Source organism: Geodermatophilus sp. SYSU D00684, from assembly GCF_054050455.1.
This window is the reverse complement of record NZ_JBJGZI010000003.1, coordinates 196,081-219,159: the sequence shown is the minus strand read 5'-3', so window position 1 is coordinate 219,159 and position 23,079 is coordinate 196,081. Positions and strand designations below refer to the sequence as shown.

The window sequence follows — 23,079 nt, the reverse complement described above, 5'->3', positions numbered from 1 at the left end:
AGCAGCCCTTCGAGCTCCTGCTACTATCGGGTGAGGTGTTGGGCGAGCAGGGTGCCGTGGGTGCGCGCGAGGCCGGCGGGGGGCGGCCCGCCGGGCCCCCCCCCCCCCGGCCCCAGCAGGGCGACGGCGACCACCGCGGCGTCGGCCACCAGCAGCGCCCCCGCCAGGGCCCACCGCGGCGAGCCGGCGCGCTCCCAGGGCAGCAGCCCGGCCAGGTAGGTGGCCACCGGCAGCGCCGCGGCCGCCAGCGCCGCGAGCGCCAGCACCGGCCGCAGCCGGGCGCTCGGCCGCGCGGCCCGGGTGAGGCCGAGCACCAGCACGCCGAGGACGACGACCGCGGCCTGCACCGCCACCAGCGCCGTGAAGAACGTGCCGGTGCTGCGGTGGTGGGTGACCGCGGCGGTGTTGGCCCGCTCCAGCTGCGCGACCGCCTCCGCGGTGGCCGGGTGGCCCCCGGCGACGGTGAGCGGCTGGCCGTTGACCGACGCCGGCTGCTCGAGGCCCAGCGCGCGCAGCACGGTCGGGGCGACGTCGATGAGCTGGGTGAACGGCGCCCGGCCGGTGCTCGCCGAGGTGAGCCACCCCGGGCCGGTGAACCCGGGGCCCGAGGCGATGCCCACGTGCAGCTGCGGCCGGCCGTCGTTGACCTCCGAGACGCCCTGCACCAGCAGCAGCGTCTCGCCGGGCAGCGTGTCCACGGCGGCGCGCAACCGGGCCACCTGCTCGTCGACGGCGGCCAGCGCGGCCTCGCGGGAGACCGGGTCGGTGCCGGTCTCGCTGCCCTCGGGCGCGGGCACGCCGGCGTCGACCAGGCGGTCGAGGGAGACCAGGGTGAGCGGGCAGGGCTCCAGCAGCGCGGCCAGCGCCGCCGGGTCGGCCGGCAGCGCGTCCTCGCGGGTCAGCCCGACCCCGGGCGCGGCCACGGCCAGCGCCGCCGCCCGCCCGGCGACCGTCGCGCAGCCGACCGCGGCACCCAGCGCACCGGGCTCGGCGCCGAAGCGGGCGCTGGCGTCGTCCTCGGCGACCGCGCGGACGGCGCTGAGCGGATCGGCCAGCCCCACCTCCGCCAGCCGCTCCTGCAGCCCGCAGTGCGACAGCTCGGGGCTGGCCGGCGGCCCGGCCGGCACCGGCTCCTGCGAGGGAGCCGCGCCGGGCTGGCCGGGGACGTCCGGCGTCGCCCCGGGCAGCGGCACGGTGGGCAGCGGGACCATCGGCAGCATCTCGTCCGGCGCCGGGAAGCGGGCCCGGTTGCCCGCGCCGAGGGTGGCCCAGCCGTCGAGCAGGCAGGTGGTGGAGCGGGCCGCGCGCACCGACACCGCCCCGACCGGCGAGCTGTCGGCCAGCTCCCACAGGGCCGGGGTCCGCCCGGGGTCGACGTCGTCCCACACGAGCCCGGGCACGCCGACGACGAGCACCCGGTCGGCGCGCCGGCCGTCGTCCGCCACCGCTGCCCCGGGCAGCCCGAGGGCGAGCAGCGCCAGGAGCACGGACAGCAGGACGGCGGCGCGCCTCACCGCGGGGGCCCCAGCAGCTCGCGGTAGACGGCGGTGAGGGTGCGGGCGGTGGCGGCCTCGTCCGGCCAGCCCGCCGCCTGCGCCCGCCCGGCCTCCGCCAGCGCGGCGGCGCGGGCGGGGTCGGCCAGCAGGTCGGCGACCGCGCCGGCCAGCGCGGCGGCGTCACCGGGGGGCACCAGCACCGCGCCGTCGCCGAGCAGCTCCGGCAGCCCGCCGGTGCGGGTGGCGACCAGCGGCGTGCCGGCCCGCAGCGCCTCCTGCGCGGTGAGCGAGCGCGCCTCCCAGCGGGAGGGCAGCACCACCAGGTCGGCGGCGGCCAGCAGGTCGGCGACGTCGTCGCGGCGGCCGAGCAGGGCCACCGGCAGCCGCTGCGCGGCGATCCGGGCGGACAGCTCGGCCTGCAGCGGGCCGTCGCCGGCGATCGCGACCAGCGGCGCGGGGCCGCCGGCCGCTCCCCGGGTCAGGGCCGCGGCGGCGTCGAGGAGGACGTCGTAGCCCTTCTGCGGGTGCAGCCGGCCGACGGCGAGCACCAGCGGCCGGCCGTCGGCCAGGCCCAGGCCGGCGCGGACCTCGTCGCGGGTCCTCCGTGCCGGCGGCAGCGCGGGCGCCGACACCGGCGCCACCCGGACGTCGCGGGCGCCGAGGCGGCGGGCGTTGTCGGCGAGGTCGCCGGAGGCGGCCAGCACGACGTCGGCGGCGCGGACGGTGGCCCGCTCGGCGGCGGCCAGCACCCGGCGCAGCGGGCCGGAGCGCTCGGGCAGCGCGTTGTGCAGGGTCACCACCAGCGGGCGCGGGCCGGTGCGCACCGCGGCGGCGGCGACCAGGCCGGCGCGCAGCCCGTGGGCGTGCACGAGGTCGGCCCCGGCGGTGGCGCGGCGCAGCGCGAGCACCGCGCGGGTGTCGGCGAGCGGGTCGAGCCCGGCGGAGATCTCCACCGGGGTGAACCCGGCGGCGGCGGAGAAGCCGAACAGCGCGTCGGTGGCCGCGGGCCCGCAGACGGTGACCTGCGCGCCGGCGGCGGCCAGCGCGGGCAGCACCGAGCGCAGGTGGGTGCCCACACCGCCGGTGCTGGTGGCGAGCACCTCGGCGACCCGGCGGCCGGCCAGCGGTCGGGCCTCAGCCACCGTGCACCTCCGTCCCCCCGGGCGTCCGCAGCGCGCGCACCGCCGCGGTCAGCGGGCGGCGCGCCGTCCCCATCATGACCGCCGCCGCCACCGCGGTCACGGTCGCCGCCGCCAGCAGCCCCGCGCCCACCGCACCGAACAGGGACCCGCCGGGCACCGGGTCGGCGCCCAGCGCCCGGGCGACCGCGAGGCCCGCGGCCGCGCCCGCCCCGGCGGCGAGCAGCGCGGGCAGCCCCAGGCGGGCCAGCCCGGACAGCCCCCCCGACCCCGCCGTCCGCGCGGTGACGGCGAGCAGGCCGACGCCCGCCGCGGTCACGCCGACGCTGTGCCCGGCGGCCAGCGCCAGCGCCCGGTCGGCGGCCGGCAGCGCGGCGGACAGGACGACGTCGGCGGCCACGGCGAGCAGCCACCCGCCGAGCACGCACGCCGTCGGCGCCTTCCACAGCCCGCGGGCGTACAGCGCCCGGGTGAGGACGGCGACCAGGCCGTAGCCGACCAGGCCCGGGGCGAAGGCGACGACGGCGTCGCGCAGCGCGGCCACCCGGTCGTCGCCGCCGTCGACGAGGAACACCCGCGCCATAGGCCCGGCGACGGCGGCCAGCACCGCGGCGGCCCCGGCGCTGGCGACCACGACCAGGGCGGTGACCGGCGCCAGCGCGCGGCGGTAGCCGGGCAGGTCCCCGACGGCGGCGCGCTCGGCCAGGAGCGGGTAGGCGGAGGTGGCCAGCGGCACCGCGACCGCGGCCCACGGCACGAGGAACAGCGTGAGCCCGGCGGTGTAGGCGACCTGGGTGCCGTCGGGCCCGTCGCCGGCCAGCCGGATGGCGACCGCGGCCACCAGCTGCTGCCCGGCCAGGGTGAGCACCCCGGCGACCGCCAGCCGGCGCACCTGCGGCGCCGCGCCCACCGGGAAGCGCAGCGCGGGCCGCAGCCCCAGGTGCAGCCCCCGCACCGGCACCAGCACCGCCAGGGCCAGCGCCAGCACGCCGAGCGTCGTCCCGACCCCGAGGACCAGCTCGCCCGTCGTCGTCAGGTCCTGCACCTCGCGGCCGCCGTCGGTCCAGGCGAAGGCGGCGTAGGCGGCGGCGACGACGACGCTGGACAGCAGCGGCGCCAGTGCCGGCCAGGCGAAGCGGCGGTGGGCCTGCAGCACGCCGGTGGCGACGACGGCGAGGCCGTAGAGCACCACCTGCGGCGCGAAGACGACCAGGAAGCGGGCGGCGAGGTCGACCTCGGCGGGGGTGCCGCCGCCGAGCAGCAGCTCGGCGACCGGGTGCGCGAGGAGGGCGAGCAGCGCGGCCAGCGGCGTGAGCACCAGCAGCGTCCAGCCCAGCAGCGCCGAGGCGGTCCGGCGGACCTGCTCGCGGTCCCCGGCGGCGATGCCCCCGGCCAGCATCGGGACGACGAGGGAGGCCAGCGCCCCGCCCGCCACCACCTCGAAGACGATGTTCGGGACGGTGTTGGCCGCGGTGTAGGTGTCGCCCGTGCTGTCCGCGCCGACGGCGTTGGTGAACACCAGCGTGCGCCCGAACCCGGCGAGGCGGGCCAGCACGGTGAGGACGGCGATGAGCGCGGCGGCGCCGGCGACCCCCTGCGCGACGCGGCGGCCGGGCGGGCGCACCGCCGGTCCCGCGCTCACGCCGGGCGGCGGCCGAGCCGGTCGAGCTCGCGCAGGCCCGGCGTGGCCTCGATGACCCGGGTGAAGCTGACCCGCTCGCTGGCGAGGGTGAGCGCGGTGACAGCGGCCAGCAGGCCCGCGCGCGCCGGGCGCGAGGGGACGGCGGCGGCCCGCAGGCCGAGCAGCGCGCCGAGGGCGTTGGCGCCGGCGTCGCCCAGCATCACCCGCTCCCCGAGGTCGGCGGGCAGCACCGCCAGCGCCGCCCCGAGCGGGCCGGCGGCCAGGCCGCCGGCCGGGCCGCGCAGGCCCGCCGCGGCGGCGAGCGCGCCGGCCTTGGCCGCGCGGCCGGGGCGCAGGTCGAGCAGGTTGACCAGGTTGGCGGTGCCGGCGACCAGGCCGGTGGTGAGCACGGCGTCGGCGAGCCCCCGGTCCCGGCGGGTGAGCACCGCAGTCACCGCGGCGGCCGCGCCGATGCCGGCGACCTTGACCGCGCCGGCCGACACCCGGCCGGCGCGGAGCGCGGCCAGGTGCCCGGCGAGGCCCTTGTCCCGCGCCTGCTCGGGGCGGGCGCCGGCGAGGTCGTCGTAGCCGCCGACCAGCCCGGACACCGCCCCGGCGACGACGGCGGCGCCGCGGGTGCCGGCCGGGGCGCCGAGCGCGGCGCCGGCGGTGGCGGCCGCGGCCAGCGCGGGCCCGCCGAGCAGGGTCACCGGGCGCCCGGCGTAGTTGGTCCGCCGCCACGGGGCGCCCGCGGAGCGGGCGTCGAGCGCGGCCGCCGCGGCCAGGCCGGCCCGGACCGCGGCCGCCCCCGCGAGGGCGGGCAGGAGCCGGGTCACGGCGTGGTGGCCGGCACCGGCGGGACCGGCTGGGTGTCCTCCCCGGTGCCGTACTTGCCGGAGGTGCCCTCGCGCTCGCGGCCCAGCGCCAGCACGGTGCTGATCTGGCCCGAGGGGCTGGTCACGTTGTCCACCGAGGAGACCGCCGCGGAGACCTCCGGGTCGGCGCGCACGACGCCCACCAGGCCGTTCTCCCCCGCCGCGTCGGCGTCGCCGGCCACGACCGCGCCCGAGCCCTCGGCGTCGAGGGCGGTGACCAGGTCGAGCAGCACGTCGTTGCGGTCGGCGGCGTCGTCGCCGGTGAGCGCCCCGGCGGTGAGCACCACGGCGAAGTCGGCCGGGGTGACCGACGCGGAGTCCTGGGAGAGGACCTCGAGCGCCGACAGCCCGGCCAGCACGGTGGACACCGCGGCGGTGTCGGGGGCCGGGGTGCCGTCGGCCGGGACCATGAGGACCTGGGCGAGCAGCGCGCCGACCAGCTGGCCGGTGTCGTCGGTCTCGGGCAGCGTGACGCCGGCCGGGCGGCCCGGGCCGGTCACGTAGCTCTGCAGGCCCGCCTCGCTGGCCGGGTCGGTGTACTCCGGCGCCAGCGAGAGCTGCCCGGTGATCGTGCCGCCGGCCTCGGTGACCAGCGCGGTGACCTCCTCGACGGTGTCGGTGGTGACCTCCTCGGAGGCCTGCACCAGCAGCACGCTGCGGCCGGTCAGGGCGCCCTGCACCAGGGCGGGGGCGACGGCGGACTCGAAGGCCTGGTCGGTGTCGACCTGCGCCTGCAGCTGCTGGGTGGCGTCCTCCAGCGCGCGCTTGTCCTCCTGCAGCGAGGTGACCTGGCCCTGCAGGTTGTCCAGCAGCGGGCCCGACAGCTGGGTCGCGCCGATCACCAGCCCCAGGGCGATCGCGAGGAACACCGCGATCAGGGAGACCAGGTGGTACCGGAAGTCGATCACGAGAAGAGGTTCTCCAACCAGAACACGAAGCTGTCCCACTGGTCGACCAGCAGGTCGAAGTAGATCCGCCCGGCGGTGGTGACGGCCAGGGCGGCGACGATGGCGACGAGCGCGGCGAGCACGAGCACGACCAGCGCGGCGGTCGAGATGCGGCTGCGGTAGAGCCGGCTCACGCCCTTGGCGTCGACCAGCTTGCCGCCCAGCCGCAGCCGGGTGAGGAAGGTGGAGGCCATGCCGCCGCGGCCCTTGTCGAGGAACTCCACCAGCGTGGCGTGGGTGCCGACGGCGACGATGAGCTTGGCGCCCTTCTCGTCGGCCAGCAGCATCGCGATGTCCTCGCTGGTCGCCGCGGCCGGGAAGGTGATCGCGTCGACGCCGAGGTCCTGCACCCGCTTGAGGCCGGGGGCGCGGCCGTCGACGTAGGCGTGCACGACGACCTCGGCGCCGCTCTTGAGGACGTGGTCGCTGACCGAGTCCATGTCGCCGATGATCATGTCCGGCGAGTAGCCGGCCTCGATGAGCGCGTCCGCGCCGCCGTCGACGCCGATGAGGACCGGCCGGTAGTCGCGGATGTAGGACCGCAGCGCCTGCAGGTCCTCCTTGTAGTCGTAGCCGCGGACGACGACGAGCACGTGCCGGCCCTCGATGGCGGTCTGCACGTCGGGCACGCCGACGCCGTCGAGCAGCAGTGCGCGCTCGCGCTTCATGTACTCCATCGTGTTGGTGGCGAACGCCTCCAACTGCGTGGACAGCCCGGCCTTGGCCTCGGCCATCGCGGTGGCCACGGTCTCCGGCGTCTGCTCGGTGCCCTTCGCGACGGCGGCGCCGCCGGGGCCGTAGAGCGTGTCGCCCTCGACGCGGACCTGCGCGCCCTCCTTGAGCGCGGCGAACACGTCCTTGCCGACGCCGTCGACGAGGGGGATGCCGGCCGCGGTGATGATCTCCGGGCCCAGGTTCGGGTAGCGGCCGGAGATGCTGGGGGCGGCGTTGACGACGGCGCCGACCCGGGCCGCGACGAGGGAGTCGGCGCTGACCCGGTCGATGTCCACGTGGTCGATGACGGCGATGTCGCCGGGCCGCAGGCGCTTGGTGAGGTTCTTGGTGCGACGGTCCAGCCGGACGGTGCCGCTCACCCCGGGTGCCGCCTCCTGGGCCCGGCTCCGTCGCAGGGTGCCGATGCGCATTGGCCGATGGTCCCACGCACGCCCTCGGCGGCTCTCCTCCGACGCGCAACTGCAACGGCCTGGTCACGCAGGGTGTCCGACACCACGGCCGACGCGACACGCCCGGCACGCACGCCCCACCAGCACCGCTCCATCCCCCCGCGGGGCTGTCTAGCGTTGCCCGCTGTGACACGTTCGGCTCCTGCTGCCAGCATCCCGGCGACCCGTCCCGGGGCCGCGGAGGAAGGGCCGGAGACGACGGCTCCCCCGCACATCCGCGCGGTGCCCGGGGGCCCGGCGCCCGCGCCGGCTCCCGTGGGCGGCCCGCCGCCCGCCCCCGCGGGGCGGCCCGGGGACGCGCCCGCCGGGGAGCGCCGGGCCGCGCGCCGGCGGGAGCGGCGCGGCTCGGGCGTGCGCGAGCGCCGCCGGCGGGAGACCCACGACCGGATCGTCGACGCCGCCGCCGAGCTGTTCGCCGAGCGCGGCTTCGACGCGGTGAGCGTCGTGGAGATCGCGCAGCGCGCGGGCGTGGTGGAGAAGACGGTCTTCAACCACTTCCCGGTCAAGGAGGGCCTGGTCCTCGCCGCCGACCCGCCGATGCGCGCCGCGCTGCTCGACGCCGTCGCCACCCGCCCGGCCGGGGAGTCGGTGGCCGCGGCGGCGGGGACGTTCGTCGTCCGGGCGATGTCCATGCTCGGCACGCCCGAGGCCGCCGAGGGCGTGGCCGCGATGGCCCAGGTGGTCCGGGGCTCGCGGACGCTGCAGGCCCGCGAGCGGGAGATCCTCGGCGAGCTCACCGCGGCGCTCGCCGCGCAGATCCGCGCCGAGACCGGCGCCGGCGACGGCGCGGTCGAGCCCGAGCTCACCGCCGCGGCGGTCACCGCGCTCTACGGGCGGCTGCTGGAGCTCGCCCGCGACCGGGTGCTGGCCGGCGTCACCGGCCCCGAGCTGGCCGAGGAACTGCGCACCGCCGGCCGCCGCGGGCTGTCGCTGCTGCAGTTCGGCCTCGCCGGCTACGCCAAGCGCCGCTGACCGCCGGAGTTCCGGAACCGGCCGGCGTCTGCCAGGCTGCGCGCCGTGCGCGCGCCGCGGCGACCGGCCGCCGTCCTGTCCGGGGCGGTCCTCGCCGTCCTCGCCACCGCCGGGTGCGGCCTGCTGGCCGCCGTCGCGGCGCCGGACGAGGAGCGGCCGGTCGCGGTGGGCAGCCCGGAGCCCGCCCCCTCCCTCCCGCCGCCGCCCGCGCCGGTCGAGGTGGCCGCGGCGGAGCTGGCCGACTCCTCCGGGCAGCTGGCCTTCACCGGGTCGGTACGGGCCACCCGGTCCGCGGTGGCGGTCGGGCTGCCGCCGGTGCCGCCGCCCTTCCCGCAGGACTGCGCGCTGCCCGACGACGGCTCCGTGCGGACGCTCGCCGTCGACGTCGAGTTCGCCAACGACACGTTCGCCGCGGCCGGGCTCGCCGCGACCGTGGAGCTCACCACCGCGGACGGCGGCGCCCCGCGGGCGGGCACCGCGGTGTTCGTCGCGTCGTCGTCGCCGGCGGCCCGCTGGTGCCGGGACGGGGACACCGCGCCCACCCGCGACGGCTTCGGCCTGGCCGCCGCGGCCGGGTACGGCGCCGCGGCGACCGTCCACGTCGTCGCGCGCGACGCCGCCCCCACCAGCGACCTGGTGCTGCGGATCTCCGGGCTCCGCAACGAGGCCGGGTCGAACGCCACCGGCCCCTGGGACGAGGTGGCCGTGACGGCCGGGGCGTGCGCCGACGACCCGGCCGCGCTGTGCGTGCCGCTGGGCTGAGCGCCCGGGCTCAGGCCGGCAGCTGCAGCGCCCGCAGCAGCTGGTCGGCGCGGTCGCCGGGGATCTCCGGGTCCTTCGTGAACAGCGCGACGGCGACCATGTACTCGTCGTCGCCGGCCCAGCCGCGGCCCTCGGCGACGATCCGGCGGATCTGCTCGCGCACCTTCGGCTCGCTGCTGTAGGGCCCGTAGTCCAGGCCCATGGCGAGGAAGTTGACCACCCGGTAGCCGAGGTCGGCGGCGGTGCTGACGGTGGTGACCGGGTCGGCGTAGCTCGCGACCGCGGTGATCACGTGCTCGTAGCCGGCCTTGAGCAGCTGCAGCGTGAGGTCGTTGCCGTGGACGCCGCCCCACAGCTCGGGCATGAGGATGCCGCGGTCGGGCGCCGGGATGTAGGGCGGGTTGGCGATCGCGGTGGTCACCGGCTCCCCGCCGGCGGCGTCGGCCTGGTCGAAGAAGTCGCCGAGCTCGACGGTGTAGCGGTCGGCGACCCCGCGCTCGGCGACGTTCGCCTGCGCCTTGCGCACCGAGTCCTCGCTGATGTCGTAGCTGCGGATGCGCAGGCCGGGCAGGCCCCGCACGACGTCGGCGATCGCCGAGGCGTCCCCGGTGCCCAGCTCGACCAGCGGCGCGGACTCCCAGCCCAGCTGCTCGCGGTACTGCTGCAGCAGCATGCAGACCGAGAAGCCGTAGTGCGCCGACTCGTCGGCGGAGCTGAAGCAGCTCACCGGTCGCCGCCGGCGGTCCGGGCGGCGCGGGCCGCGGCGAGGGGGAACGGGGGCGGGGCATCGGCGCGCACGGTGTCGGCCTACCCGCGTTCCGCGATCGACACTCCTGCGTCCCGCCACCCGGTCGTGTGCGACCGGGTGGCGGGCTCCTACGCGGTCCGTGCCGCGGCGGCGACGGCGAGCAGCTCGCGGGCGTGCGCCTGCCCGGTGTCGCTGTCGGTCAGGCCGGACAGCATGCGCGCCAGCTCCCGGACCCGGTCCTCGCCGTCGACGGCGCGGATGTCGGTGGCGGTGACGCCCGCGGCGGTGTCCGGGGACTTGTCCACCACGAGGTGCGTGTCGGCGAAGGCGGCCACCTGCGCGAGGTGGGTGACGACGACGACCTGGTGGTCGCGGGCCAGCCGGGCCAGCCGCCGCCCGATCTCGCCGGCGGCCTGCCCGCCGACGCCGGCGTCGACCTCGTCGAAGACCATCACCGGCACCGGGTCGGCGCCGGCGAAGACCACCTCGATCGCGAGCATCACCCGGGACAGCTCACCGCCGGAGGCGCCGCGGTGCACCGGCCGCGGCGGGGCGCCGGGGTGGGCGGCCATGAGCAGCGCGACCTCGTCGACGCCGTCGGGCCCGGGCTGGTCGGGGTGGCTGTCGATCGAGAAGGAGACCCGCGCGCTCTTCATCGCCAGGCCCGCCAGCTCCCGGCCCACCTCGGCGGCGAACCCCTCGGCGGCGGCGCGGCGGCCGGCCGAGATCCGGGCGGCGAGGTCGTCGACCTCGGCCCGGGCGGTGTCGCGGGCGGCCTCCAGGGCCTCGAGGGCCTCGTCGGAGACGTCGAGCGCGTCGAGCTTGGCGCGCGCGTCCTCGGCCCAGCCCAGCACGCCGGCCAGCCCCTCCCCCGGGTCGGCGTACTTGCGCACCAGCGCGGTGATCGCCGCCCGCCGGTCGAGCACCTCGGCCAGCCGCGCGGGGTCGGCGTCGAGGTCGGCGACGTAGCCGGCCAGCTGCACGCTCACGTCGGACACGACCGCGACGGCGTCGGCGAGGTCGCGGGCGAGCAGGACCAGCGCGGGGTCGTCGGTGCCGGCCAGCGCGCGCTCGGCGGTGGCCAGCGCCGCGGTGGCGTCCTGCGGCAGCCCCTCGGCGCCGAGGTCGCCGGTGACGTCGCCGACCAGCGCCATGCGCGCCTCGTCGACCGCGGCGCGCAGCGCGTCGGCGTCACCGAGCCGCTTGGCCTGCGCGTCGAGCGCCTCGTCCTCGCCCGGCTCGGGCGCCAGCCCCTCGATCTCCTCCAGGCCGTGCCGCAGCACCTCGGCGGCCTGGGCCAGCTCGCGGGCCTGGCCGCGGCGGCGGTCGAGGTCGGCGGCGAGCTCCCGCCACCGCGCGTAGGCGGCCCGGTAGGTCTCCAGCAGCTGCAGGTGCGCCGGCCCGGCGTAGCGGTCGAGGGCGTGCCGCTGCTCGGCCGGGCGGGACAGCCGCAGCTGGTCGCTCTGCCCGTGCACGGCCAGCAGGCCCTCGGCGAGCTCGGAGACCACGCCGACCGGCACGCTGCGCCCGCCCAGGTGCGCCCGCGAGCGGCCCTCGGCGTTGACCGTGCGGGCGAGGATCAGGCTGCCGTCGTCGTCGGGCTCGGCGCCGGCGTCGGCGGCCCGCTCCCACACCGGGGAGTCCGGGGGCAGCTCCAGCCGGCCCTCGACGCCGGCCCGCCCGGTGGCGCGCACCCGGCCGGGGTCGGCGCGGCCGCCGAACAGCAGCGTCAGGCCGGTGACGACCATCGTCTTGCCGGCGCCGGTCTCGCCGGTGACCACGGTCAGGCCGCGGCCGAGCTCGAGGGTGACGTCGTCGATCGCGCCCAGGCCGCGGATGCGCAGCTCGGTCAGCCGGCCGAGGCCGTGCGCGGCGGGCGGCGCGGCGCCCTCCCCGCGGGCGGGCGGGCGGGCGCCGTCGGCGTCGGCCGGGACGGCGGCGCCGGCGGCCGGCGCGGTGCGCGCGCGGCCGGTGCGCTCACGCGTCGGGGTCCGCGGTGCCACCGCGCACCTCCTCCCGGACGCCCCCGTCGCCGTTGCCCGGGTAGGCCACGACGTCGCGGGCGAGGACGTTGCGCGAGGGCCGCAGCTCGTGGCCGGGGTCGTGCCGGCGGGCCTCGCGGAAGCCGCGCACCGGCAGCCCGAACTTGGCGACCAGCCGGTCCCCGAACGTCGTCGTGTGCACCCGCGCGATGCGCACCGGCCGGGCCGCGCGCCGCACGTCGACGCGGCCGCCGTCGGGCACGTCGAGCGCGCGCCGGCCGTCGGCGGAGACGCGGGCGCGGTTGCCGTCGGGCGGGATCGCGACCGAGAGCACGGCGTCGGGCGAGGTGACCAGCGGCCGGGAGAACAGCGCGTGCGCGTTGCTGGGGACCATCAGCATCGCCTCGACGTCGGGCCACACCACCGGGCCGCCGGCGGAGAACGCGTAGGCGGTGGAGCCGGTGGGGGTGGCGAACAGGACGCCGTCGCAGCCGAAGCTGGTCAGCGGCCGCCCGTCGATGGAGACCACGACGTCGAGCACCCGCGAGCGCTCGGCCTTCTCCACCGACACCTCGTTGAGCCCCCACGTGCCGGCGACGACGTTGCCCGCCGCGTCCAGGACGTCGACCTCGATGGCGAGCCGCTTCTCCACCGAGTACTCGCACTGCTCGATGGCCGTCAGCGTCTCCTCGACCGCCTCGGGCTCGGTCTCGGCGAGGAAGCCGACGCGGCCGAGGTTGACGCCCATGAGCGCGGCGTGGCTGTAGCGGGCGAGCTCCGCGGCGCGCAGGAAGGTGCCGTCGCCGCCGAAGACCATGACGATCTCGGCGCCGCGGGCGGCCTCGGCGTCGGCGGCGACCACCTCCGCGCCCTCGATGCCCAGCGCCTCGGCCTCGTCGTCGAGCACGCGCACGGTGATGCCGGCGCGCGCCAGCCGCGCGGCGGAGCTGCGGGCCAGCTCGGTGATGTCCTGCCGCCCGGTGTGCACGGCCAGCAGCACGTGCCGCCCGCCTCCCGGGCGCCATCCGCCCTGGCCGGCCTCGCTCATCGGTCCTCCTCGATCCGGGCTGCTCTGCCCGCCCGTGCCCTGTGCCGCGGCGTCCGCCGCCGGTCCCCAGCGTCCCCCCGGACGGGCGTCCCCGCCCGGCCGGTCCCCCGCGTCACCGTGGCCCCTCCTCGACGGCGCGGCGCACGTCCTCCTCGGCCGGCGCGCCGGCGTCGCGGCGCAGCCGCAGGAAGAACTCGACGTTGCCGGCCGGGCCGGGCAGCGGGCTGGCGACGACGCCGGCGGTGCCCCAGCCCAGCGCGGCCGCGGCCTCGGCGACCTCGAGCACGGCCGCCGCGCGCGCCGCCGGGTCCCGCACCACCCCGCCCGAGCCCAGCCGCTCGCGGCCCACCTCGAACTGCGGCTTCACCATGGGCAGCAGGTCGGCGTCGTCGGTGGCGCAGGCGGTGAGCGCGGGCAGCACCAGCCGCAGCGAGATGAACGACAGGTCGGCCACCACGAGGTCGGCCGGGCCGTCGATCTGCTCGGGTGTCAGCGTGCGGACGTTGGTGCGCTCGTGCACCCGCACCCGGTCGTCGGTGCGCAGCGCCCAGGCCAGCTCGCCGTAGCCGACGTCGACGGCGACCACCTCGCGGGCGCCCCGGGTCAGCAGCACCTCGGTGAAGCCCCCGGTGGAGGCGCCGGCGTCCAGGGCGCGGCGGCCTCCGACCGGCACGGCGAAGGCGTCCAGGGCGCCGATCAGCTTGTGCGCGCCGCGGGAGACCCAGCGGTGCTCGTCGGGGTCGGTGCGGACGACGACGGGGGTGCCGGCCTCCACGCCGGTGGCCGGCTTGGTGGCGGCGCGCCCGGCGACGGCGACCCGCCCCTCGGTGATCAGCTCGACGGCGTGCTCGCGGGAGCGGGCCAGGCCCCGGCGGACCAGCTCGGCGTCGAGTCGGCTGCGGCGCGGCATCAGAGCTGGTCGATCGTGCCGAGCTCGGCCTTCAGGCGGTCGTGCTCGGCCTCGAAGACGGCGACGTGCTCCCCCACCGGGCGCTGCGCCAGGTCGGCGAACCGCGCACCCGGCTGCCCGGGCGCGTCGCTGCCCGGACCGGCGGCCGCCGCGTCGACGGCGGGCCCCGCGGCGACGGGCCGGGCCGGGACGCCCGCGGGACCGGGCCGCGGCGGGCCGGGCACCGGTCGCGGCCGGGTCGGCTCGGTCATGGCGCTGGCCTCTCGGACGGGATGGGGAACGGGGTCGCCGGACGGCGGGCACGGGGCGGCGCGGTGCCGCACCCCTGGCCTGCGAGGGTACCGGCAGGGGACGACGGCACGGGCCGCCCGAGAGGGCCGCGGGCGCCCCGCGCGGTCTCCTGCCCCGGGGTGCCGGCGGGCCGTCTCACCGCTCCGCCAGGCCCCACGCGGCGAGCACCCGGCGCGCCTCGCCGTCCGCGGCGCTCACCCGCACCGGAGCGCCCTCGGGCGTCCCGGTCCAGGCGGCGAGGCACAGCGCGCGGAGCCCGTCCAGGCCGTCGCCGGCGCCGTCCCCGTCCCCGGTGTGCAGCTCCAGGAGGCCGGCGCCGTCCGCGGTGGCCAGCCAGCCCCCGCAGCGCCAGCCGCCGTCCTCGGCGGTGACCGGCGGGTGCGGCACCAGCAGCCCGCCGGCGTCGGCGGCCAGCAGGTCGGGGCGGTGCAGCGGGCCGGCGGCCAGCAGGGTGGCGGGGACGGTGACCCCGCTGAGGACCAGCAGGCTGGCCGCGCCGGCCCGGTGGCTGCCCTCGACGTCGGTGTCCAGCCGGTCGCCGACGACCAGCGGGCGCTCGGCCCCGGTGCGGCGGACGCACTCGGCGTGCATGGCGGGGTCCGGCTTGCCGGTGACCAGCGGCTCGCGGCCGGTCACGTCGCGGACCACGCCCACCATGGCCCCGTTGCCGGGCAGCGGGCCCCGCGGCGAGGGGATGGTCGCGTCGGCGTTGGTGGCCACGTGGCGGGCGCCGTTGCGGACGGCGACCACCGCCTCGGCCAGCTGCGCCCAGCCCACCTCGCGGCCGTAGCCCTGCACCACCGCCGCCGGCTCGTCCTCGGCGCGCTCGACGACGGTGAGCCCGGCCGCCCGCAGCGCCGCCGCGACACCGGGGCCACCGACGGGCAGCACCCGCGCGCCCGGCCCGAGCATCCCGGCCACGACCGAGGCCGCCGCCTGGGAGCTGGTGATGACCTCCTCCGCGCCGGCCGGCACGCCGAGGTCGGTCAGGTGGCGGGCCACCTCCTCCGGCGGGCGAGCGGCGTTGTTGGTGACGAAGCCCAGCCGCATCCCCCGCTCGCGCGCGGTGGCGAGGGCCTGCGGCACGCCGGGCACCGCGTCCGGCCCGACGTAGACGACGCCGTCGAGGTCGAGCAGCGCGACGTCGTGCACCTCGGCCGGCGGCCGGGGGCTGCCGGCCGCGAGAGCCGGCCGCGCGGACGGGTCGCTCACGCCGCTCCCCCTCCCGACGCCCGCCGGGCCCGCACGCCGCGCAGGGCACGGACGTAGTGCGCCTGGTCCGGGCGCATGGCGACCGCCAGCGCGAGGTGCTCGGCGGCCAGGCCCAGCTCGCCGGCCCGGCTGGCGGCCATGCCGAGGCCGAACTGGGCGTAGTCGTCGGTGGGGTTGACCGCCGCCAGCTCGGCGAAGCTGTCGATGGCGTCGCGGTAACGCCCGGCGTCGTACTGCGCGCGGGCCAGCGCCTCGAGGATGCTGCGCGAGCCGGGCTCGGCCTCCGCCGCCCGGGCGAGCAGGGTCGCCGCGGCCGCCGGGTCGCCGCCGCTGAGCAGGTCCAGGCCGCGCCGGTACCACTCGTAGACCCCGCCCTCGGGCACTCCCCCGCCCGGGAGGTCGTCCTCGGGTGAGCCTGCTGTCGACACCGCTGTCCTCCCGCTCCTGCCGCTCGCGTGCGCGCCGGGCGGTGCGAGGCCCGGAAGGGACCGGGGACCCGGCCGCCGCGGCAGTGCGCGGCCGACGGCTCCTACGATCCCGTCGTGCACTCGTCGTCGGCAGGCCCCCTGCCCCACGCTGTGGCGGGACTGGACGTCCGTCCGTTCCGGGCCCTGACCTACCGGCGACACGACCCCGGGCACCTGGCCCGCGTGAGCTCGCCAGCCTACGACCTGGTGACGCCGGACGGCCGCGAGCGGCTGGCCGCCGCCGATCCGCACAACATCGTCCGCCTCATCCTGCCCGGCGGCACGTCCGGACCCGGCACGGCCGGGGCCACCGGCCCCTGCGGCGGCAGCGCCGGCGAGGGCACCGCGGCCCGTGCGGCCCGCACGCTGCGCGAGTGGGAGGACGCCGGGGTGCTCGTCCGGGACGGTGGGCCGGCCCTGTGGCTGTACGAGATGCAGCCCGTCGAGGGCGCGGCCACGGTCGGCTGGCTGGGCGCGGTCGCGGTCGCCGCCGGGGGTGGCCGCGCGGTGCTGCCGCACGAGGACACCTTCCCGGCCGCCGTCGAGGGCCGCCGCGCACTGCTCGCGGCCACGGCCACCGACCTCGAGCCGATCGTCCTGGCCCACGACCCGGAGCCGGAGGTCGCCGCGCTGACGCAGGCGGCGCCGGCCGGCCCGCCCACGATGGACGTCACCGACCCCGACGGTGTCCGGCACCGGCTCTGGCGGGTCGCCGACCCGGAGGTGCTGCGCCGCCTGTCCGAGGCCCTCGCCCGCACCGGCGCGGTGATCGCCGACGGCCACCACCGCTTCGCCGCTGCCCGCGCGCTGCACCGGACCCGCCCCGACGGCGACTGCCGGGTGCTCGCGCTGCTCACGCCGATGGGCGCCGGCGGGCTGCGGGTCGAGGCGATCCACCGGGTCGTGCCCGACCTCTCCCTCGACGCGGCCGCGGAGGCCGCCGCCCGCGGGTTCACCGTCACCGAGGTCCCCGCCGGCCCGGACCCCGACGACGTCGAGGCCGCCGTGCGCCACGCGCACGCCTCCGCCGAGAGCCTCTTCCTGCTCAGCGACGGCCGCCGGCTGCTGCGGCTGTCCGAGCCGTCGGCCGAGGTCCGGGCGACCGTGCCCGCCGAGGCGCCGCCGGCCTGGCGCGGCCTCGACGTCGTGCTGGCCACGACCGGGCTGATCGGGCACCTGTGGGGCCGGCCCGACGACCCCGGGTCGGTGCTCGTGGCCCACGACGTCCCCGAGGCGCTGGGCCTGGCCGACCGGCGCCACGGCGTGGCGCTGCTGCTGCGGCCGCCCTCCCCCACGGACGTCGCCGCGGTGGCGCGGGCGGGGGCCCGCATGCCGAGGAAGTCGACGCTGTTCGTACCCAAGCCGCGGACCGGGCTGGTCCTGCGCCCCCACGGGGACTGACCGGCCGCGGCGGCCCGGGCCGCCGAGCATCACGCCGTCCGCACCGTCCCCCCGGCACTGGTGCGCGGTACCTTGCGGCCGCGCCGGCAGTTGACCTCGCACACCGAGGCCGTGCCGCCCGGCGTCCGCCAGAACCGCCGCTGCAGCGCGCCCTCGACCTCGACGACGTCCCCGGCCTCCCAGGCCGCGACCCGCCGCTGCAGCGCGCGGTCGTAGGTGATGCAGGTCAGCACGTCCACCGACTGCCCGCGGGCCCGCGGCTCGGGCCGGCGCACCACCAGGCGGAAGCTCACCATGGGGTCCCCGCTGGGAAGGGTCTTGAGCTCCGCGGGGGCCGAGAGCCGCCCGCGGAGCACCACGTCGTTCCGGTCGATGACTGCCACGCTCATGGCGGCAGCCTCACCCGGCCCCGGCCCCCCAGGAGGCGCGCCGGCACGCCTGTGGACCGGCGGCCGCGGTGTGGACGACAGGGACCCGATCGTCGGTGGTCAGTGCCCGGGCTCGTCCTCGGCGGGCGGCTCGACCTCACCGAGCAGCTCGGCCACCTCGCGCTCCACGTCGGCGTCGAAGTCCAGCTCGTCCTCGCCCACACCGTCGACCGCGTCGACGTCGACGTCGTCCGCCACCACCGCGTCGTCGTCCACGACCGGCTCGACGTCGGGGACCTCCGGCAGCTCCTCCTCACCGAAGGCGACGTCGTCGTCCTCGGGCTCGGCAGCGGCCACGGCCTCCTGCCAGGCCGCGGCGGCCGGGTCGTCGACGGCGGTGAGCAGGCCGGCGTAGGCGATGGCCAGCCGGCGGGTGGGCTCGTCGTCCCACTTCACCCGGTCGGGCTGCGGTCGCCCGCCGAGCGCGCCCTCGAGCACCAGGCGGGCCGCGGGCACCTCGCCGAGGTCCTGGCGGGCGCCTGCCTCGACGAGCTGCAGCTCCACGGTCTCCTCCCGGTCGGGCTGCTCGGCCAGCGCCTCGCGGACCAGTCGCAGCGCCACCTCGGGACGTCCCTGCGCCCGCTCGCAGTCGGCCAGCACGGCCCGGTAGCCCTGGTCACCGCTCATCCGCCGGTAGGCGCGCAGCTCGCGCGAGGCCTCGGCGTAGTCCCCGGCGTGGTAGGCGGCGACCCCGACGGCCTCCCGCACGAGGGCGATCCGGGACGCCCGGTCGCGCGCCGCCCGGGCGTGCGCGAGCGCCTGCTCGGGGTCCTCGTCGACGAGCGCACCGGTGACCACCAGGTGCCGCGCGACGGTCTCCGCGTTGCGGAAGTCGAGCCCCCGGAGACCGGCGCGGACGGCCGGGTCGAGGTCCCGCGCGTCGGCCCAGTCGGGCAGCGGGGGGCCGGCGGGCGCCGGAGGCGTGCGGTCCACCCTGGCCGGTCCACCGGCGCGGCCGCGACGGTCCTCGCCCGGCCGGCGCTCGCGCCAGTTGCCCGCACCGGACCGGTCGGGACGCCCCGCGCCCGCCGGGCGGCCCGGGCGGCCGGCGGCCCGGTCCCGGTCCCGACCGGTCGGGCGCTCGCCGCGGTCCGCCGGGCGACCCGACCGGCGGTCCTCCCAGGAGCGGCCACCGCCCTGCGGGCCCGCTCCGCGGCCGTCGCGGCCACGGTCGCTGCCGGGACGGTCCCCGGTGGGACGGCGGTCCCGCCACGAGCCCTCCGGCCGGTCGCCGCCACTGCTCCGACGATCGCGCCAGGAGCCCTCGGTCCGGTCGGTCCCGGGACGCCGGTCCTGCCAGGACCGCTGCGGGCGGTCGCCGGCGGGACGGCGGTCCTGACCGGTCCGCTCGGTGCGATCCGCACCGGGACGGCGGTCCTGCCAGGAGCGCTCGGCCCGGTCACCGGTCGGACGGCGGTCCCGCCACGAGCCCTCGGACCGTCCGCCGGCGACCGGGCGGCGGTCCTGCCATCCCGTGTCACCGCGGTCCCCACCCGGACGCCGCTCCTGCTGGCCTCCGGCCCGGCGGCCACCGGCCAGCGGTCGACCGCCGCGCTCGCCCGAGGCGGCGCCGTCGCGGCGCCCCTGGGCGCCCTGCCGGCCGGAGCCGGACCCGCGCTGACCGGTCGCCCCACCGCTGGAGGAGCCACCCGCCCGGTCGTCCCGCCGCGGGCGGGCACCGCCACGCGGGTCCTGGCCGTCGGGGCGGCCACGTCCGGCGGAGCCTCGTCGAGGAGCAGTCATGTCGTCGTCAGTACCTCGGTCGAAAGGGCGGCACTCCTCGGAGCACCGGAACGGTGTGCCGGACACGCGAAACGGGGGCCGGAGCCAATGGCTCCGACCCCCGTTCCTGAATGGTTGTCCGGCGGCGTCCTACTCTCCCACCCCGTCTCCGGGGCAGTACCATCGGCGCTGAGAGGCTTAGCTTCCGGGTTCGGAATGGTGCCGGGCGTTTCCCTCTCGCCATGGCCGCCGTAACACTGTGAACGTTGTTCCGGCCCCACCCCGCGGTCGTGGGGGGTGGGGGGTCGGATGCGTTCAGAACCGCACAGTGGACGCGAGACACGACAGAAGTGTGTAGGTGTGTGGTCAAGCCCTCGGCCTGTTAGTACCGGTCAGCTCGCACGCCTTGCGGCGCTTCCACTTCCGGCCTATCAACCCGCTGGTCTGGGCGGGGGCCTTACCCGGTTGACCCGGTGAGAGACCTCATCTTGAAGCGAGCTTCCCGCTTAGATGCTTTCAGCGGTTATCCCTGCCGAACGTAGCCAACCAGCAGTGCACCTGGCGGTACAACTGGCACACCAGAGGTTCGTCCGTCCCGGTCCTCTCGTACTAGGGACAGCTCTTCGCAAGTCTCTTACGCGCGCGGCGGATAGGGACCGAACTGTCTCACGACGTTCTAAACCCAGCTCGCGTACCGCTTTAATGGGCGAACAGCCCAACCCTTGGGACCTACTCCAGCCCCAGGATGCGACGAGCCGACATCGAGGTGCCAAACCATCCCGTCGATATGGACTCTTGGGGAAGATCAGCCTGTTATCCCCGGGGTACCTTTTATCCGTTGAGCGACACCGCTTCCACCTGCCGGTGCCGGGTCACTAGTCCCAGCTTTCGCTCCTGCTCGACCCGTCGGTCTCACAGTCAAGCTCCCTTGTGCACTTGCACTCGACACCTGATTGCCAACCAGGCTGAGGGAACCTTTGGGCGCCTCCGTTACATTTTGGGAGGCAACCGCCCCAGTTAAACTACCCACCTGACACTGTTCCTGATCCGGATCACGGACCGAGGTTAGACATCCAATTCGACCAGAGTGGTATTTCAACGGCGACTCCACCGACACTGGCGTGCCGGCTTCCCGGTCTCCCACCTATCCTACACAAGCCGAACCGAACACCAATATCAAGCTGTAGTGAAGGTCCCGGGGTCTTTCCGTCCTGCCGCGCGTAACGAGCATCTTTACTCGTAGTGCAATTTCGCCGAGCCTGTGGTTGAGACAGCTGAGAAGTCGTTACGCCATTCGTGCAGGTCGGAACTTACCCGACAAGGAATTTCGCTACCTTAGGATGGTTATAGTTACCACCGCCGTTTACTGGCGCTTGAGTTCTGAGCTTCGCCCCGAGAGGCTAACCCGTCCCCTTAACGTTCCAGCACCGGGCAGGCGTCAGTCCGTATACCTCGTCTTACGACTTCGCACGGACCTGTGTTTTTAGTAAACAGTCGCTTCTCACTGGTCTCTGCGGCCTCCACCCGCTGCCCCGCGCGAGGCGGTTCACGAACGGAGGCCCCCCTTCTCCCGAAGTTACGGGGGCATTTTGCCGAGTTCCTTAACCACAGTTCGCTCGATCGCCTCGGTATTCTCTACCTGACCACCTGAGTTGGTTTGGGGTACGGGCCGCTCGGAACTCGCTAGAGGCTTTTCTCGGCAGCATAGGATCATCGGATTCGCCTCATTCGGCTACGCGTCAGGCCTCACCCTCGTGCGCCACGGATTTGCCTATGGCGCGGGCCACACCCTTGCACCGGTACCACCACTCACCGGCCCGACTACCTTCCTGCGTCACCCCATCGCTTGCCTACTACCAGCTCGGGTCCCCAGCTACTCCCACCCCGACCCCGAAGGGGCGGAGCGGTTTCGGTGGGTCAGCATCACTGGCCTGGGCATGGGCGCTCCTTCGCGGGTACGGGAATATCAACCCGTTGTCCATCGACTACGCCTGTCGGCCTCGCCTTAGGTCCCGACTCACCCTGGGCGGATTAGCCTGGCCCAGGAACCCTTGGTCTTCCGGCGGGGGAGGTTCTCACTCCCCTCTCGCTACTCATGCCTGCATTCTCACTCGCGTGGCGTCCACGGCTGGCTTCCGCCGCCGCTTCTCCCGCCACACGACGCTCCCCTACCCACCCACGCACCTGGCCGGCCCTTCCGAAGAAGAACCGACGGGCTGTCGCGTGAGTGCCACGGCTTCGGCGGTGTGCTTGAGCCCCGCTACATTGTCGGCGCGGAACCACTTGACCAGTGAGCTATTACGCACTCTTTCAAGGATGGCTGCTTCTAAGCCAACCTCCTGGTTGTCACTGCGATCCCACATCCTTTTCCACTTAGCACACGCTTAGGGGCCTTAGCCGATGATCTGGGCTGTTTCCCTCTCGACTACGAACCTTATCGCCCGCAGTCTCACTGCCGCGCTCTCACTTACCGGCATTCGGAGTTTGGTTGACGTCAGTAACCTTGTGGGGCCCATCGGCCATCCAGTGCTCTACCTCCGGCAAGAAACACGCGACGCTGCACCTAAATGCATTTCGGGGAGAACCAGCTATCACCGGGTTTGATTGGCCTTTCACCCCTACCCACAGCTCATCCCCCAGGTTTTCAACCCTGGTGGGTTCGGTCCTCCACGCGGTCTTACCCGCGCTTCAACCTGGCCATGGGTAGATCACCCGGCTTCGGGTCTAGAGCACGCGACTGACGATCGCCCTGTTCGGACTCGCTTTCGCTACGGCTGCCCCTCACGGGTTAACCTCGCCACGTACCGCTAACTCGCAGGCTCATTCTTCAAAAGGCACGCCATCACCGCTCCGCCCCGAAGAACGGAATTCACGGCCCTGACGGCTTGTAGGCACACGGTTTCAGGAACTATTTCACTCCCCTCCCGGGGTACTTTTCACCTTTCCCTCACGGTACTCGTCCGCTATCGGTCACCAGGGAGTATTCAGGCTTAGCGGGTGGTCCCGCCCGATTCACACCGAATTCCACGGGCTCGGTGCTACTTGGGAACACGTGCCAGGAAGAGACCGGGCTTTCGGGTACGGGGCTCTCACCCTCTACGGCGACCCCTTCCAGAGGCCTTCCCCTAACCACGATCTTTTCTGACTTCCCGCCGGCGCGGCAGCACCGGCACACACGCGTCCCACGACCCCGTCCCCACAACCCCTGCCGGGTATCACATGGAAACGGTTTAGCCTCCTCCGCTTTCGCTCGCCACTACTCACGGAATCACGGTTGTTTTCTTCTCCTGTGGGTACTGAGATGTTTCACTTCCCCACGTTCCCTCCACACGCCCTATGTGTTCAGGCGCGGGTCACACCACATGACTGGTGCGGGGTTTCCCCATTCGGACACCCTCGGATCAACGCTCGGTTGGCAGCTCCCCGAGGCTTATCGCAGCCTCCCACGTCCTTCATCGGCTCCTGGTGCCCAGGCATCCACCGTGTGCCCTCAACATCTTGACCACACACAACCCACAAACCATCGAACTGAGAACTCCGACCCCGGACGGAGTCGGAGCTCGAAGATGCTCGCGTCCACTGTGCAGTTCTCAACGACCGACCCGTCACCCGCCCCCGCTGATCCCACCGGCCCGCACACGGTGCGGCGATGTGGCATCGGGACAGGCCCGGACAGAAGCAGCGGTAGTCCGCTCCCTCAGGACCCAACAGCGTGCCTACGACCCCCCGGCCCATCCGCGACTCCGGTCCACGCCCCCCTCGCGGGGAGCCGTACTGGGAGCCGGCGGCGAGCCGGCGGCCGAACTGGTCAGCGTTCCACCCTCGAGCACCATCCCGAACACCCGCCCGGCGCCCCTGCTGGGCACCGGGTCCT

18 protein-coding genes and 2 rRNA genes are annotated in these 23,079 nt (G+C 76.2%); 3 read left to right on the top strand and 17 right to left on the bottom strand.

Translation table 11 applies throughout. The features are described from left to right. Positions 1–23: 23 nt before the first annotated feature. From ACI79L_RS03490 to steA, 6 genes are read right to left on the bottom strand one after another with little or no spacing between them, the layout of a single operon-like run. On the bottom strand, positions 24–1,514 hold the full coding sequence (locus ACI79L_RS03490) for a hypothetical protein (RefSeq protein ID WP_456935437.1): 1,491 nt from the start codon (positions 1,512–1,514) through the stop codon (positions 24–26). Next, on the bottom strand, positions 1,511–2,638 hold the full coding sequence (locus ACI79L_RS03485; protein WP_456935436.1) for a glycosyltransferase family 4 protein: 1,128 nt from the start codon (positions 2,636–2,638) through the stop codon (positions 1,511–1,513). Before ACI79L_RS03485 ends, ACI79L_RS03490 begins: the two co-directional genes overlap by 4 nt. Further along, a complete protein-coding gene (gene murJ, locus ACI79L_RS03480) occupies positions 2,631–4,277 on the bottom strand; it encodes a murein biosynthesis integral membrane protein MurJ (RefSeq protein ID WP_456935435.1) in 1,647 nt (548 codons plus the stop codon). The genes ACI79L_RS03485 and murJ overlap by 8 nt, the downstream gene beginning before the upstream one ends. Then, positions 4,274–5,092 carry a hypothetical protein gene (locus tag ACI79L_RS03475; RefSeq protein ID WP_456935434.1) on the bottom strand — a complete coding sequence of 273 codons (819 nt, stop codon included), beginning with the start codon at positions 5,090–5,092 and terminating at the stop codon, positions 4,274–4,276. The genes murJ and ACI79L_RS03475 overlap by 4 nt, the downstream gene beginning before the upstream one ends. Further along, the gene (locus ACI79L_RS03470; RefSeq protein WP_456935433.1) at positions 5,089–6,039 is read right to left on the bottom strand and encodes a copper transporter; all 951 of its coding nucleotides are present in this window, start codon (positions 6,037–6,039) and stop codon (positions 5,089–5,091) included. The genes ACI79L_RS03475 and ACI79L_RS03470 overlap by 4 nt, the downstream gene beginning before the upstream one ends. Further along, the gene (gene steA, locus ACI79L_RS03465; RefSeq protein WP_456935432.1) at positions 6,036–7,172 is read right to left on the bottom strand and encodes a putative cytokinetic ring protein SteA; all 1,137 of its coding nucleotides are present in this window, start codon (positions 7,170–7,172) and stop codon (positions 6,036–6,038) included. Before steA ends, ACI79L_RS03470 begins: the two co-directional genes overlap by 4 nt. A gap of 441 nt (positions 7,173–7,613) precedes the next feature. On the opposite strand from steA, the gene ACI79L_RS03460 reads away from it, so the two are divergent. Further along, positions 7,614–8,234, top strand: a complete 621-nt coding sequence (locus ACI79L_RS03460; RefSeq protein WP_456902372.1) for a TetR/AcrR family transcriptional regulator — start codon at positions 7,614–7,616, stop codon at positions 8,232–8,234. Positions 8,235–8,279: 45 nt separating this feature from the next. Further along, positions 8,280–8,996 (top strand): hypothetical protein, encoded by a 717-nt coding sequence (locus ACI79L_RS03455; RefSeq protein ID WP_456935431.1) that lies wholly within the window; start codon positions 8,280–8,282, stop codon positions 8,994–8,996. 10 nt (positions 8,997–9,006) lie between these two features. Here the strand turns inward: ACI79L_RS03455 and ACI79L_RS03450 are convergent, their stop codons facing one another. From ACI79L_RS03450 to ACI79L_RS03420, 7 genes are all read right to left on the bottom strand, one after another. After that, complete coding sequence (locus ACI79L_RS03450) at positions 9,007–9,723, bottom strand: methylase (RefSeq protein ID WP_456935430.1); 717 nt, start codon at positions 9,721–9,723, stop codon at positions 9,007–9,009. A gap of 149 nt (positions 9,724–9,872) precedes the next feature. Beyond that, on the bottom strand, positions 9,873–11,747 hold the full coding sequence (recN, locus tag ACI79L_RS03445; protein WP_456935429.1) for a DNA repair protein RecN: 1,875 nt from the start codon (positions 11,745–11,747) through the stop codon (positions 9,873–9,875). Next, positions 11,722–12,774: an NAD kinase gene (locus tag ACI79L_RS03440; protein WP_456935428.1), complete on the bottom strand. Its 1,053-nt coding sequence runs from the start codon at positions 12,772–12,774 to the stop codon at positions 11,722–11,724. The genes recN and ACI79L_RS03440 overlap by 26 nt, the downstream gene beginning before the upstream one ends. A 112-nt stretch (positions 12,775–12,886) precedes the next feature. Next, complete coding sequence (locus tag ACI79L_RS03435) at positions 12,887–13,684, bottom strand: TlyA family RNA methyltransferase (protein ID WP_456935427.1); 798 nt, start codon at positions 13,682–13,684, stop codon at positions 12,887–12,889. After that, positions 13,684–13,935 carry a hypothetical protein gene (locus ACI79L_RS03430; RefSeq protein ID WP_456935426.1) on the bottom strand — a complete coding sequence of 84 codons (252 nt, stop codon included), beginning with the start codon at positions 13,933–13,935 and terminating at the stop codon, positions 13,684–13,686. Before ACI79L_RS03430 ends, ACI79L_RS03435 begins: the two co-directional genes overlap by 1 nt. Before the next feature lie 175 nt (positions 13,936–14,110). Continuing rightward, on the bottom strand, positions 14,111–15,187 hold the full coding sequence (locus ACI79L_RS03425) for an HAD-IIA family hydrolase (protein ID WP_456935425.1): 1,077 nt from the start codon (positions 15,185–15,187) through the stop codon (positions 14,111–14,113). Beyond that, positions 15,184–15,615 carry a tetratricopeptide repeat protein gene (locus ACI79L_RS03420; protein WP_456935424.1) on the bottom strand — a complete coding sequence of 144 codons (432 nt, stop codon included), beginning with the start codon at positions 15,613–15,615 and terminating at the stop codon, positions 15,184–15,186. Before ACI79L_RS03420 ends, ACI79L_RS03425 begins: the two co-directional genes overlap by 4 nt. 114 nt (positions 15,616–15,729) lie before the next feature. Here ACI79L_RS03420 and ACI79L_RS03415 point away from each other — a divergent pair, with 114 nt between their 5' ends. Further along, positions 15,730–17,055, top strand: a complete 1,326-nt coding sequence (locus tag ACI79L_RS03415) for a DUF1015 domain-containing protein (RefSeq protein WP_456935423.1) — start codon at positions 15,730–15,732, stop codon at positions 17,053–17,055. Between the two features lie 29 nt (positions 17,056–17,084). Here the strand turns inward: ACI79L_RS03415 and ACI79L_RS03410 are convergent, their stop codons facing one another. From ACI79L_RS03410 to ACI79L_RS03395, 4 genes are all read right to left on the bottom strand, one after another. Continuing rightward, positions 17,085–17,444: a single-stranded DNA-binding protein gene (locus ACI79L_RS03410; RefSeq protein WP_456935422.1), complete on the bottom strand. Its 360-nt coding sequence runs from the start codon at positions 17,442–17,444 to the stop codon at positions 17,085–17,087. A 99-nt stretch (positions 17,445–17,543) separates the two neighbouring features. Continuing rightward, positions 17,544–18,416: a tetratricopeptide repeat protein gene (locus ACI79L_RS03405; RefSeq protein WP_456935421.1), complete on the bottom strand. Its 873-nt coding sequence runs from the start codon at positions 18,414–18,416 to the stop codon at positions 17,544–17,546. 926 nt (positions 18,417–19,342) lie between these two features. Further along, positions 19,343–19,459: ribosomal RNA gene (gene rrf / locus ACI79L_RS03400) — 5S ribosomal RNA — on the bottom strand. Between the two features lie 108 nt (positions 19,460–19,567). Continuing rightward, a 23S ribosomal RNA gene (locus tag ACI79L_RS03395) occupies positions 19,568–22,709 on the bottom strand. Positions 22,710–23,079: the final 370 nt, after the last annotated feature.